The sequence below is a fragment of the Pseudomonas sp. NPDC087358 genome, assembly GCF_044900785.1.
Lineage (GTDB): Bacteria > Pseudomonadota > Gammaproteobacteria > Pseudomonadales > Pseudomonadaceae > Aquipseudomonas.
In genome coordinates this window covers 424,686-437,655 of record NZ_JBJDOA010000001.1, presented here as the reverse complement: position 1 = coordinate 437,655, position 12,970 = coordinate 424,686, and the positions used below count along the sequence as shown (strand labels likewise).

15 protein-coding genes and 1 pseudogene are annotated in these 12,970 nt (G+C 58.0%); 14 read left to right on the top strand and 2 right to left on the bottom strand.

The genetic code is table 11. The features are described from left to right. Positions 1-511: 511 nt before the first annotated feature. Together ACI2KS_RS01940 and ACI2KS_RS01935 are read left to right on the top strand one after the other, a co-directional pair. Entirely contained in the window at positions 512-940 is a 429-nt protein-coding gene (locus ACI2KS_RS01940; protein ID WP_404616705.1) for an HIT family protein, read from the top strand. Further along, positions 940-1,146: a SlyX family protein gene (locus ACI2KS_RS01935; protein WP_404616704.1), complete on the top strand. Its 207-nt coding sequence runs from the start codon at positions 940-942 to the stop codon at positions 1,144-1,146. The genes ACI2KS_RS01940 and ACI2KS_RS01935 overlap by 1 nt, the downstream gene beginning before the upstream one ends. A gap of 55 nt (positions 1,147-1,201) precedes the next feature. Here the strand turns inward: ACI2KS_RS01935 and ACI2KS_RS01930 are convergent, their stop codons facing one another. Together ACI2KS_RS01930 and ACI2KS_RS01925 are read right to left on the bottom strand one after the other, a co-directional pair. Beyond that, positions 1,202-1,423 (bottom strand): cold shock domain-containing protein, encoded by a 222-nt coding sequence (locus ACI2KS_RS01930; protein WP_004667445.1) that lies wholly within the window; start codon positions 1,421-1,423, stop codon positions 1,202-1,204. A gap of 60 nt (positions 1,424-1,483) precedes the next feature. Beyond that, positions 1,484-1,807, bottom strand: a pseudogene (locus ACI2KS_RS01925) (cold shock domain-containing protein membrane protein); the annotation flags it as partial. A gap of 471 nt (positions 1,808-2,278) precedes the next feature. Here ACI2KS_RS01925 and ACI2KS_RS01920 point away from each other — a divergent pair. From ACI2KS_RS01920 to tolB, 12 genes are all read left to right on the top strand, one after another. Next, on the top strand, positions 2,279-2,752 hold the full coding sequence (locus tag ACI2KS_RS01920; RefSeq protein WP_404616703.1) for a Dps family protein: 474 nt from the start codon (positions 2,279-2,281) through the stop codon (positions 2,750-2,752). A gap of 419 nt (positions 2,753-3,171) precedes the next feature. Further along, on the top strand, positions 3,172-3,513 hold the full coding sequence (locus ACI2KS_RS01915) for a ribbon-helix-helix domain-containing protein (RefSeq protein WP_404616702.1): 342 nt from the start codon (positions 3,172-3,174) through the stop codon (positions 3,511-3,513). A 280-nt stretch (positions 3,514-3,793) separates the two neighbouring features. Next, positions 3,794-5,569 carry an aspartate--tRNA ligase gene (gene aspS / locus ACI2KS_RS01910; protein WP_404616701.1) on the top strand — a complete coding sequence of 592 codons (1,776 nt, stop codon included), beginning with the start codon at positions 3,794-3,796 and terminating at the stop codon, positions 5,567-5,569. 126 nt (positions 5,570-5,695) lie between these two features. Continuing rightward, positions 5,696-6,442, top strand: coding sequence for a YebC/PmpR family DNA-binding transcriptional regulator (locus ACI2KS_RS01905; RefSeq protein ID WP_404616700.1), 747 nt, complete (start codon positions 5,696-5,698; stop codon positions 6,440-6,442). 126 nt (positions 6,443-6,568) lie between these two features. Beyond that, entirely contained in the window at positions 6,569-7,093 is a 525-nt protein-coding gene (gene ruvC / locus ACI2KS_RS01900; protein ID WP_404616699.1) for a crossover junction endodeoxyribonuclease RuvC, read from the top strand. 114 nt (positions 7,094-7,207) lie between these two features. After that, complete coding sequence (ruvA, locus tag ACI2KS_RS01895; RefSeq protein WP_404616698.1) at positions 7,208-7,816, top strand: Holliday junction branch migration protein RuvA; 609 nt, start codon at positions 7,208-7,210, stop codon at positions 7,814-7,816. Further along, positions 7,817-8,872 carry a Holliday junction branch migration DNA helicase RuvB gene (gene ruvB, locus ACI2KS_RS01890; RefSeq protein ID WP_404616697.1) on the top strand — a complete coding sequence of 352 codons (1,056 nt, stop codon included), beginning with the start codon at positions 7,817-7,819 and terminating at the stop codon, positions 8,870-8,872. Between the two features lie 139 nt (positions 8,873-9,011). Further along, positions 9,012-9,482 carry a tol-pal system-associated acyl-CoA thioesterase gene (gene ybgC, locus ACI2KS_RS01885; protein WP_404616696.1) on the top strand — a complete coding sequence of 157 codons (471 nt, stop codon included), beginning with the start codon at positions 9,012-9,014 and terminating at the stop codon, positions 9,480-9,482. Next, positions 9,472-10,167 carry a protein TolQ gene (tolQ, locus tag ACI2KS_RS01880; protein ID WP_074752669.1) on the top strand — a complete coding sequence of 232 codons (696 nt, stop codon included), beginning with the start codon at positions 9,472-9,474 and terminating at the stop codon, positions 10,165-10,167. The genes ybgC and tolQ overlap by 11 nt, the downstream gene beginning before the upstream one ends. 14 nt (positions 10,168-10,181) lie before the next feature. Beyond that, positions 10,182-10,646 (top strand): protein TolR, encoded by a 465-nt coding sequence (gene tolR, locus ACI2KS_RS01875; protein WP_404616695.1) that lies wholly within the window; start codon positions 10,182-10,184, stop codon positions 10,644-10,646. Then, positions 10,646-11,734: a cell envelope integrity protein TolA gene (gene tolA, locus ACI2KS_RS01870; protein ID WP_404616694.1), complete on the top strand. Its 1,089-nt coding sequence runs from the start codon at positions 10,646-10,648 to the stop codon at positions 11,732-11,734. Before tolR ends, tolA begins: the two co-directional genes overlap by 1 nt. Beyond that, positions 11,731-12,970: Tol-Pal system beta propeller repeat protein TolB (tolB, locus tag ACI2KS_RS01865; RefSeq protein WP_404616693.1), on the top strand; the 1,240-nt coding region annotated here is incomplete at its 3' end. The genes tolA and tolB, both read left to right, overlap by 4 nt.

The following is a 12,970-nucleotide window of genomic DNA, read 5'->3' as shown; positions in this document are numbered from 1 at the left end:
GCTGTCTGAACGGATGAGGTTACCCCTCAAAGATGTCACGGACGTTACCTGTTACCGAGGGCAAGTGGGTAAATTGCGCATGGGTGCCCGTGTCGCGGCTGCCTGGAGTGAGTCGTTTTGGTGCACCGAATCGTGATTTCGCCTGAATTTGGTACGCGCGTTCCTTTGTGCCACCGGCGTCTGACTTTTGAGTCAGCGCGGCTCAGTCAGGCGCTCGGTCAAGGCCTTGATTAACAAGGGCTACAGGGCTGATTTTCGGGGACGCCAGCGGAATCTATTGTCCTTCGTCGCTGCGTCATGCCAGTGCGTTTGGGCGGGAGGGGGACATCCCGGGCAGGCACCCAACGCCATCAGCTGACCCTGGATCAACACTGGCCGTGCAAAATGATCCGAAATGGCGGGTCGGGGTGATTCGATGCCCATTCCCGAGTATCCTGCCGCCTATCGGTGCATATTTCGGCGAACTCTATTAACAGCCGAAAACCTTAACCCGGCGATCAGGAGTCATCGCGTGTTCGTTTTGGATCAGCGTTTGCTACAGGACACATTGTCAGTGGGAGATTTCCCGCTGTGCCGACTGCTATTGTCAAACGACTCGCAGTACCCATGGTTCATCCTGGTGCCACGCAGGGCAGATATCAGCGAGATTTTCCAGTTATCCGATGCCGAACAGGCGCAACTGTGGAAGGAGACCAGTGTTCTGTCCAAGACACTCCAGTTGCTCTTCAACGCCGACAAGATGAATGTCGCAGCGCTGGGCAACGTGGTAAGTCAGTTGCACATGCACGTCATCGTGCGCCACAAGACTGATGCAGCATGGCCGGCCCCGGTGTGGGGCAGGCATCCGGCAGTTGCTTACTCGGCCGACCAGGCGGCTGAGGTCCTTGCGCGGCTCAAGGCAGTGCTTACCGAAGATTTCACGTTCGCGGAGCAGTCGTGATGGATCTGGAAGAGCGCGTGATGGAACTGGAAAGCCGTCTGGCGTTTCAGGACGATACTATTCAGACGCTCAACGATGTATTGGTCGCTCAGCAGCGAAGTGTGGAGCGACTGCAACTGCAGATGGCCGCCTTGATCAAGCGTCAGGCGGAGATGGGCGGGCAATTCGAAGCGTTTGAGGAAGATGCGCCGCCGCCACATTATTGAGTGTCGGCAGGCAAAAAAAACCGCGCTTGCAGGCGCGGTTTTTTTGTGGCTAGCGTTACCGGCGCGGCAACGCTGCGATGACGTCTTCGGCTTGCAGGCCTTTGTCCCGGTTCATCACCGAAAACTCTACGCGCTGACCTTCGACCAGCACCCGGTGACCTTCACCGCGGATGGCGCGAAAGTGTACGAAGATATCGTCGCCTGAATCCCGCGAGATAAAACCAAAGCCCTTGGATGTGTTGAACCACTTGACCGTCCCGGTATCCCGGTTGCCCAGTTCGTGAGGCTGGGAAGCGGGCGAAGGGGAAGACCGGTAAAAACTCACAGCCAGGTGCACGGCGACGGCAATCACCACAGCCACCAGGCTGGCGAGAACCGCTGGTTGCCCGGCAATGGTTTCCAGTGGAACGAGTAGCGTGAGGATCTGCAGCACCACGGCCAGCACCAGCAGTGCGCTGACCAGATTTTGCAGTTGATGACGTGGACCCCGGTTCCAGTAAGGAATCACCGGAGCGAGCAGCAGATTGATGAGGCCAAAGAATGCAAGGTACAACGCATCCGGTTGAGACAGGTAAGAAGACAACGCTTCACTACGCAGGCTGGGTATGAATGACAGCAGCAGGGCAGCTGCGCCCGTTAGCAGGTGGACTATTTTCAACATTTTGATGACTCACATTAAGATGGATCGCAAGGAAATAGCTGATGACGTCCGGTACGCTTCTGACAAAAAGGAAGGCGTGCTGCACGAGCGTCGGGTCAGCCTATGCGCTGCAGCCTGTTGGCACGTCAGCAGCGACACATCCGTATTTAACAGCAAAGCCGAGAGCTACTCAAATCAAGCGCTTAGCGCCAGTCTCCGGTGATGGTGGTGGCTATTTGTCTCATATTTGCATGACGGCACCGAAGGCTCGGCGCAGAGCCATCGAGGGCAGCGTGGGCAATGTTTAGCTCCTTGGGGCTGCAATCGACAGGTTTCGCATGCCTGTGGGTTGGCCGCGAACTTCGGGCGGGGCATGCCGCGCGGCGTTTTCCCCAAGCGCGTCATTCCGATGTATGGCTGCGTGGTGGCTCACGTCTTGGTAGAGTGGTCGGCAGTTGCTTGGAAAAAATCATTCTATAAAGAGGGCAAAGCATGGCAATTGATATCGGTATCAGCGAAGAAGATCGCAAGTCCATTGTGGAGGGTCTATCCCGCCTGCTGGCAGATACCTATGTGCTGTATCTGAAAACCCACAACTTCCACTGGAACGTCACAGGCCCGATGTTTCGTACCTTGCACCTGATGTTCGAGGAGCAATACAACGAACTGGCCCTGGCCGTCGACTCCATCGCAGAGCGTATCCGTGCCTTGGGCTTTCCGGCCCCGGGGACCTATTCGACCTACGCGCGTCTGTCCTCGATCAAGGAGGAAGAGGGTGTCCCTGGCGCCGAAGACATGATTCGTTCGCTGGTGCAGGGGCAAGAGGCAGTGACGCGGACCGCTCGCGGCATCTTCCCGCTGCTGGACAAAGTCAGTGACGAACCTACCGCTGACCTGTTGACCCAGCGCATGCAGATTCATGAGAAAACAGCCTGGATGCTGCGCGCGATGCTCGAAGGCAAGTAAACCGGCACGGTGAGCGGCGTGCATCGGCTGCCGCTCGCCTGACCCTTACGGCTTGGCCTTTGTTTCAGGCTGACGTCCTCAGTCGCAGTTTTCAACGTGTAAATTGCTATTCAACTTCTTGCGCAGTGTTGATGGCTGAAGCGATTAAGTTGTCGAAGTGGTCAACTAACAGTGCTGGTTTGATGCGTCCCGTCGATATCTCAGTCCGCAAAATATATATATGTAATACCCATCCTGTTTTTTAACTTCTTCAAGTCTTATCTTGTCGAAATTCGTCTTGCACTTGTGGTCATGTCCTACACCTCGTGGTTGCTCATTCCGCTGGATAACCCCCAATGAATAGGGCTTGATAGGCGTGTTGTCTATTTGATTTCAAATGTTTCTATCGCCAGGTTCGAAATTGCGTCAAGGGGGAATTCATGAGTCAAAATTCTGCACGGGAGGTCAAGGATGCACACCGATGTTTCACCGTTCAAAACGATCCGTTTGTGGAAAACTTCAATATGGACCTTGCGCAGCCGCAGTCGCGCTCGGTAAGGCTTAATGGGCTGGCAACCTGCCTGCGCCTGGAGGAGGTGTACTGGAATATCCTGTCGGAAATTGCAAGTTGCAACAGTTGTTCGATCAACGCGGTTTTATCTTATGTCGACCGGGAAGTTCATCTGCGTTACGGCGGTGTTAAAAACTTCAGCGGTCTGATTCGCGTCGTGTGTGTGGCGCATCTGCTCAAGGCCGAAGGCTTTCAGCTGTCGCCTGCATGACTGCGCACAGGCGCTAATTTTTTGCGGGTGCGCGTGGTCGGGCCTGCTTGAGCAACCGTCGCCCGGGATCGAGAAAGCCTCGTTCCGGGCGACTTCTTTATCTGTATCGGCCTGCGCGGCTGCACAGCCTTGATTAACCCTATATAATCCCCCGCCTTACTACGGCGGGCAGCGACCGACCTGTCAGCTTGAAGTGCATGCCAGGGCTCCTGCACTATTGCGCACTGCGACGGGCGAGAGCTCCACCGAATTCCGAATTACGAGAAGTGAACACACGATCATGATGCGCAGCCATTATTGCGGCCAACTGAACGAAAGCCTGGAAGGCCAGGAAATTACCCTTTGCGGATGGGTCCACCGCCGTCGCGACCACGGGGGTGTGATTTTCCTCGACATCCGTGATCGTGAAGGTCTCGCTCAGGTGGTCTTCGATCCGGATCGCGCCGACACCTTCGCCATCGCCGATCGCGTGCGCAGCGAATACGTGGTCAAGCTGACCGGCAAGGTCCGCGCGCGTCCGGCTGGCGCTGTCAATCCGAACATGGCCTCCGGTGCCATCGAAGTCCTCGGCTACGAGCTGGAAGTCCTGAACGAGTCGGAAACCCCGCCGTTCCCGCTCAACGAGTACTCCGACGTTGGCGAAGAGACCCGCCTGCGCTATCGCTTCATCGACCTGCGCCGTCCAGAGATGGCCGAAAAGCTGCGCCTGCGCTCGCGCATCACCTCCAGCATCCGTGGATTTCTGGACGGTAACGGCTTCCTTGACGTCGAAACCCCGATCCTGACCCGTGCCACCCCTGAAGGTGCTCGCGACTATCTGGTACCTAGCCGTACGCATGCCGGCAGCTTCTTCGCCCTGCCGCAATCGCCGCAGCTGTTCAAGCAATTGCTGATGGTCGCCGGCTTCGACCGTTACTACCAGATCGCCAAATGTTTCCGCGACGAAGACCTGCGTGCCGACCGTCAGCCTGAGTTCACCCAGATCGACATCGAGACCAGCTTCCTCAACGAAGCCGACATCATGGGTCTGACCGAGAGCATGATTCGCAAGCTGTTCAAGGAAGTGCTGGACCTGGAGTTTGACGACTTCCCGCACATGACCTTCGAAGAAGCCATGCGCCGCTACGGTTCCGACAAGCCTGACCTGCGCAACCCGCTGGAACTGGTAGACGTCGCCGATCAGCTCAAGGATGTCGAGTTCAAGGTCTTCAGCGGCCCGGCCAACGACCCGAAATGCCGCGTGACCGCTTTGCGCGTCCCCGGTGGTGCGAGCATGCCGCGCAGCAAGATCGACGACTACACCAAGTTCGTCGGCATCTATGGTGCACGCGGTCTGGCCTACATCAAGGTCAACGAGCGCGCCAAGGGCGTTGAAGGCTTGCAGTCTCCGATCGTCAAGAACATCCCGCAAGACAACCTGAACGTGATTCTGGATCGCGTTGGCGCCGTTGATGGCGACATCGTGTTCTTCGGCGCCGACAAGTTCAAAGTCGTCAGCGAAGCCTTGGGCGCATTGCGTATCAAGCTTGGCCACGACCTGAACCTGCTGACCTGCGAATGGGCACCGATGTGGGTCGTCGACTTCCCGATGTTCGAAGAGAACGACGACGGCAGCTTCAGTGCGTTGCACCACCCGTTCACTGCGCCAAAGTGCTCGCCTGAAGAGTTGGCCGCCAACCCGGCAACCGCTCTGTCCCGCGCCTACGACATGGTGCTCAACGGCACCGAGCTGGGCGGCGGTTCGATCCGTATCCATCGCAAGGAAATGCAGCAAGCGGTGTTCCGTCTGCTGGGTATTTCCGAAGATGAGCAGCAAGAGAAGTTCGGCTTCCTGCTCGACGCTCTTAAGTATGGTGCTCCACCGCACGGTGGTCTGGCCTTCGGCCTGGATCGTCTGGTCATGCTGATGACTGGCGCGCAGTCGATTCGTGAAGTCATTGCCTTCCCGAAAACCCAGAGCGCTGCTGACGTGATGACCCAGGCTCCAGGTGTGGTCGACGCCAAACAGCTGCGTGAACTGCACATTCGCCTGCGCGAAACGCCAAAGGCCGAGTGACAGCGGGGCAGGGCGGATCGACACGATACGCCCTGATTCCCACGCCCGCATCGGGCAAGGTTTCGAGTGAAGCGTCCCGTTCGAGTCATCGAACGGGGCGTCGTGTTTCAAGGTTTGGAGCGTGTTATGGCTGGTCATTCCAAGTGGGCGAACATCAAGCACCGCAAAGAGCGTCAGGATGCCAAGAAAGGCAAGATCTTCACCAAGTGGATTCGTGAGCTGACGGTCGCCGCTCGCCAGGGTGGCGGTGATCCGGCATCCAACCCGCGTTTGCGTCTGGCTCAGGACAAGGCGCTAGGCGCTAACATGAGTCGCGACATCATCGACCGGGCGATCGCCCGGGGTGCCGGCGCTGCCGATGCCGATGATATGGTCGAGCTGGGCTATGAGGGTTACGGCCCTGGCGGCGTGGCGGTCATGGTCGAAACCATGACCGACAACCGCAACCGGACGGCCGCAGCCGTACGCCACGCGTTCAGCAAGTGCGGCGGGAATCTGGGTACCGATGGCTCGGTGGCTTATCTGTTCGAACGCAAAGGGCAGATATCCTTCGCGCCAGGCATTGATGAAGACGCGCTGATCGAAGCTGCGATGGAAGCGGATGCCGACGATGTCGTAACCCATGAAGACGGCTCCATCGACGTGTTTACCTCGTTCGCCGGTTTCTACGCGGTGCGCATCGCTCTGGAAGCCGCCGGGTTCAAGGCGTCCGATGCAGAGATCGTAATGCAGCCGACCACCAGCGCGGTGCTGGATCTTGAGATGGCGGAGAAGGTACTCAAGCTGATCGACATGCTCGAGGACCTGGATGACGTACAGAACGTCTATTCCAACGCGGAAATACCCGATGAAGTGCTGGAGCAGCTTGGCTGACCATCACCCTCGTCTGGACCTGAGGCCGGAGGCACGAAGCGCTGATTCGATCATCGCTTCGGGCCTTCGGCTTCTGCCTTTAAGCTGCGTCCAATTGTGCGCGTCACTTCTCAAGCTGCAGGCGTTATGACTCTTATCCTTGGTATCGACCCCGGTTCGCGAATCACCGGCTTTGGCGTCGTGCGAGACACGGGCCGCGGCTGCGAATATGTGGCCTCGGGCTGTATCCGCACCGGCAGTGGCTTGTTGCACGAGCGCCTGCAGATCATCTATCGGGGTGTGCGAGAGGTGATCCAGACCTACGGCCCGGTGACCATGGGCATCGAAAAGGTGTTCATGGCGCGCAACCCCGACTCAGCGCTCAAGCTCGGCCAGGCCCGGGGCGCGGCAATCGTCGCGGGCGCCGAGGAAAGCCTGGAAATAGCTGAATACACCGCGACACAGGTCAAGCAGGCAGTGGCGGGCACGGGTGGAGCGAACAAGGATCAGGTGATGATGATGGTCATGCATCTGCTGAAACTGACCAAGAAACCGCAGATAGACGCCTCGGATGCGTTGGCGATTGCCTTGTGTCATGCCCATACACGCTCCAGTCTGATTCCTCATGGCCTCAATACCGCACGTAGTCGTGGTGGGCGCTTGCGTCTCTGATAGCATCATTCGCTTATAAATCTTCACTTGCAGCTCGCGTGAGTCCTGCAACCATGGCGACCGGGGTTCAACCCTGTCGATCGCAGTGACGGGCTACTGAAAAGGATCTGATACGTGATTGGACGTTTGCGCGGTGCGCTGGTCGAGAAGCAACCACCGCACCTGGTGCTGGATGTCAACGGTGTGGGCTACGAGATCGAAGTTCCGATGACCACCCTCTATCGTCTGCCACATCTGGGCGATACGGTGACGCTGCACACCCATCTGGTGGTTCGTGAAGATGCGCATCTGCTGTTCGGCTTTTACGAGAAGCGCGACCGCGAGATGTTTCGCGAGCTTATCCGCCTCAATGGTGTGGGACCGAAGCTGGCGCTTGCCTTGATGTCCACGCTGGAAGTCGATGAGCTGGTGCGCTGCGTTCAGGCGCAAGACACCTCGGCGCTGACCCGCGTGCCAGGGGTAGGCAAGAAGACCGCCGAGCGTCTGCTGGTTGAACTCAAGGACCGCTTCAAGGCATGGGACGCGTTGCCGGGCACCTTCGCCCTGGTGTCTGAAGGCCCTGGCGCGCCGATGGCGATCGCTACCGCCGAGTCGGACGCGATCAGCGCGCTGGTCTCGCTGGGCTACAAGCCGCAGGAAGCCAGCAAGGCCATCACGGCCATCAAAGACAAGAATCTGAGCAGTGAAGATCTGATTCGCCGCGCACTCAAGGGGATGATGTAAGTGATCGACGCCGACCGCCTGATCGCCGCCACTGGACGCGATCGTGACGAGCAACTGGATCGTGCCATCCGGCCGCTGAGCCTGGCCGACTACATTGGTCAACCTACCGTGCGCGAGCAGATGGAGTTGTTCATTCAGGCTGCCCGGGGACGCAACGAAGCCCTGGACCACACACTAATCTTCGGGCCGCCGGGGCTGGGCAAGACCACGCTGGCCCATATCATCGCCCAGGAAATGTCGGTTTCGATCAAGAGCACCTCCGGCCCGGTACTGGAGCGGCCGGGCGATCTGGCGGCGATTCTTACCAATCTTGAACCGCACGACGTGCTGTTCATCGACGAAATCCACCGCCTGTCGCCCATCGTCGAAGAGGTCCTGTACCCGGCGATGGAAGACTTCCAGCTCGACATCATGATCGGCGAAGGCCCTGCGGCGCGCTCGATCAAGCTCGACCTGCCGCCTTTCACCCTGGTCGGCGCCACCACTCGGGCGGGCATGCTGACCAATCCGTTGCGTGACCGCTTCGGTATCGTGCAGCGTCTTGAGTTCTACAGCACCGCAGACCTGGCCACGATCGTGTCCCGTTCGGCGGGCATCCTGGGGCTGCCTATCGAGGATCAGGGGGCTTTCGAGATTGCTCGCCGGGCTCGCGGTACCCCGCGTATTGCCAACCGTCTGTTACGCCGGGTACGCGATTTTGCCGAGGTGCGCGCCAAGGGAGAAATCACCAAGGCCATTGCCGATCTGGCGCTGAACCTGCTGGATGTCGATGAGCGCGGCTTCGATCATCAGGACCGTCGGTTGCTGCTGACCATGATCGAGAAGTTCGACGGTGGCCCGGTTGGCGTTGACAACCTTGCCGCAGCGATCAGCGAGGAGCGACACACCATCGAGGATGTACTGGAACCCTATTTGATCCAGCAAGGCTATATGATGCGCACGCCACGAGGACGCATGGTCACCCGGCATGCCTATCTGCACTTCGGTCTGAACATTCCGTCGCGCATGGGGGATCGGGCGGTTCCGGATGAACGGGTCGACGATGCCGACGAATAAAAGCGACGCCGAGCGATTTATTCGGATGTTTGATGGTCTGACGGGCAGTCAGGGCGATATGACCTTGCACATGACAATGAAAAACGATGAAAAACAGTTGCCTGGCCGGATTGGCAACCCGAGGAGTAAGCACTAGAGTATGCGCGCGCAAAACGGGGCTCAGTCGTTCGCACATCGTTGTCGCGTTTATTACGAGGACACCGATGCTGGCGGCATCGTCTACTACGTCAATTACCTGAAATTCATGGAGCGGGCTCGGACCGAGCGACTGCGGGAATTGGGCTTTGCCCAGTCCGCAATGGCTGGTGATGAGAACCTGTTGTTTGTCGTGCATTCCAGCGAGGCGCGTTACCACAAGCCGGCGCGACTGGACGATGAGCTGCTGATCAGCGCCGAAGTGATCGAATTGAACCGTGCCAGCCTGCGCTTTAAACAGCAGGTCAGGCGGGCTGCGGATGATGTGCTGCTCTGCGAGGGGCAGTTTTTGGTGGCGTGTGTGCGCGCCGATAGTTTGAAACCCCGGGCCATTCCCGAAGCTCTGCGCACGGCCTTTGCCGGTCAGGGCGGCGCGGGTACACATTCAGAGCAGGAGATACAGCGTGGAAGCTAACGTCGTCGACCATTCCTCCATGTGGAGTTTGGTCAGCAATGCCAGCGTGGTCGTTCAGTTGGTAATGCTGATCCTGGTGGCCGCATCGGTCACCTCGTGGATCATGATTTTTCAGCGCAGCGCGATGCTGCGTGCCGGGCGCCGTGCGCTGGACAGCTTCGAAGAGCGTTTCTGGTCGGGTATCGACCTGTCCAAGCTGTACCGTCAGGCTGGCAGCAATCCTGACCCGGATTCAGGTGTGGAGCAGATCTTCCGCGCCGGCTTCAAGGAGTTTTCCCGTCTGCGCCAGCAACCGGGCGTCGATCCCGATGCGGTAATGGAAGGTGTTGCACGTGCCATGCGCGTTGCCATCTCCCGTGAGGAAGAGAAACTCGAACAAAGTCTGCCGTTCCTGGCAACCGTGGGTTCCACCAGTCCTTATGTCGGGCTGTTCGGTACCGTCTGGGGCATCATGAACTCCTTCCGTGGCCTGGCCACGGCCCAGCAGGCGACTCTGGCCACCGTCGCACCGGGTATCGCCGAAGCACTGATCGCTACCGCCATCGGCCTGTTCGCTGCAATCCCTGCAGTAATCGCCTACAACCGTTTCGCCGCTCGTGGCGAAAACCTGATTGGCCGTTACTACACATTCGCCGACGAATTCCAGGCCATCCTGCACCGTAAAGTGCACACCAGCGAAGACTAAGCAGGTATTTCCCAATGGCTTTAATCGCTCGCGGCCGACGCAACAAACGCAAGCCGGTCGCCGAAATGAACGTGGTGCCTTACATCGACGTGATGCTGGTGCTGCTGGTCATCTTCATGGTGACGGCTCCAATGATTAACCAGGGCGTGAAGGTCGATCTGCCCAAGGTCTCCAGCGAGGCCCTGCCGCAGGACAACAACAATCAGGTCCTGACCATTTCGATCAAGGCTGACAAGACCTACTACTGGAATCTTGGCAGCGAAGTCGATACCGACAAGCAGATGGACAAGGCCATGACCTTGCCGCAGCTGACCAGCGCGGTGACCAAGATCATCGCCGCCGGTCGTGAGGCCGGCAAGCAGACCCAGGTCTTCATCCGCGGCGACAAGACCGTCGATTACGGTGCGGTGATGGGCACCATGGGCGGGTTGCAGAAGGCCGGAGTCGGGAATGTTGGTCTGATTACCGAGGCCCCCTGATGCAGCCGATTCGAGAGCCGACAGCCTCGGAAAGCTACTTCTGGCCCTCGGTCTGGGCTGTGGCACTGCACGTCCTGATTTTTGGCATGTTGTTCGCGAGCTTTGCGATGACGCCAGAGCTGCCTGAGGCCAAGCCAATCGTTCAGGCCACGCTTTATCAGTTGAAGTCCAAGAGCCAGGCGACGACCCAGACCAACCAGAAGCTTGCCGGCGAGGCGAAGAAATCCGCTGCACGACAAACTGAAGTCGAGCAGATGGAGCAGAAAAAAGTTGAGCAGGAAGCGATAAAGGCGGCGGAACAAAAGAAAGCCGACGCGGCTCAAAAAGCCGAAGAGCAAAAGGCTGAGGAAGCGAAGAAGGCTGACGACGCCAAAAAGGCCGATGACGCCAAGAAAGCTGAAGACGCCAAGAAGACCGAAGCCAAGAAGGCAGACGACGCCAAGAAGGCCGCAGAAGAGAAACAAGTGGCTGATATAGCCAAGAAGAAAGCCGAAGACGACGCGAAGAAAAAAGCCGAGGAAGACGCCAAGCGCGCGGCCGCCGAAGAAGCCAAGAAACAGGCTGCCGAGGACGCGAAGAAGCAGGCTGCTGACGACGCGAAGAAAAAGGCCACCGAGGACGCGAAGAAAAAAGCGGCCGAGGATGCCAAGAAGAAATCTGCTGACGACGCGAAGAAGAAAGCCCAGGACGCAGCCCGTAAATCGGCGGAAGAGAAGAAGGCGCAAGCACTGGCCGATCTGCTTTCCGACAAGCCCGAACGCCAACAGGCGCTGGCCGATGAGCAGGGCGACGAAACGGCAGGCAGCTTCGATGACTTGATTCGCTCACGCGCGGCGGAAGGTTGGGCACGTCCACCTTCGGCACGTAAAGGCATGACAGTCGTGTTGCAGATCGCCATGTTGCCGGATGGCACGGTCACTTCGGTTACCGTCAGCAAATCCAGCGGCGATGGTCCTTTCGACAGTTCGGCAGTAGCAGCGGTCAAGAACATTGGTCGTTTGACAGAGATGCAGGGGCTGAAACCTTCGGATTTCGCACCTTACCGGTCATTCAAGATGACATTCACACCTGAGGATCTAGCCTTGTGATTAACCTTCTTCGAGGATTGCTTGTCGTTCTATGTTGCGCAGCGGGTTTTGCCGCTGCCGACGAAAAGAACATTCTGGTCACAAGCGGCAGTGACCGCGCCACGCCGATTGCAGTTGTGCCATTTGGCTTGCAGGGCGGCAGCGTATTGCCGGAAGACATGGCCAAGATCATTGGCAGTGACCTGCAGAACTCGGGCTATTACTCGCCGATTCCAAAGGAAAACATGATCAGCCAGCCGAGCCAGGCCAGCGAAGTCATCTTCCGTGACTGGAAAGCGCTGGGTGCCCAGTACGTCATGGTCGGCAGCATCACGCCCTCGGGCGGTCGGCTGCAGGTTCAATATGCACTGTTCAACGTGGCCACCGAGCAACAGGTGTTGACCGGCAATGTGTCGGGTACGACCGATCAGCTGCGTGACATGTCGCACTACATTGCCGACCAGTCTTTCGAAAAACTGACCGGCATCAAGGGTGCGTTCTCCACTCGCATGCTGTATGTCACCGCCGAACGTTTTTCTACCGACAATACCCGTTACACGCTGCAACGTTCGGACTACGACGGTGCTCGCGCAGTCACCCTGTTGCAGTCGCGTGAGCCGATTCTGTCGCCGCGTTTCGCGCCCGATGGCAAGCGCATCGCCTACGTATCGTTCGAACAGAAGCGTCCACGTATATTCGTCCAGCACATTGATACTGGCCGTCGCGAGCAGATCACCAACTTTGAAGGCCTCAACGGCGCCCCTGCGTGGTCTCCGGATGGCAGCAAACTGGCAATGGTTCTGTCCAAGGACGGCAACCCGGAAATCTACGTGATGAATCTGGCTTCGCGTCAGCTGTCGCGAGTGACCAATGATTCGTCCATCGATACCGAACCTTTCTTTGGCAAGGACGGCTCGACTCTTTATTTCACTTCCGATCGTGGCGGCAAACCACAGATCTATAAAACGAGCATTAACGGTGGCGGCGCTGAGCGAGTCACTTTCATCGGTAACTACAACGCAAACCCTAAGTTGTCGGCTGATGAAAAGACTCTGGTCATGATCCATCGTCAAGATGGTTTCACTAACTTCAAGGTAGCGGCTCAGGATTTGCAGCGCGGTAGCGTGAAAATCCTCACAGATAGCAACCTTGATGAGTCGCCTACTGTTGCGCCCAACGGCACCATGGTAATCTACGCCACCCGCCAGCAGGGCCGGGGAGTCTTGATGCTCGTGTCCATTAATGGACGCGTAAGGC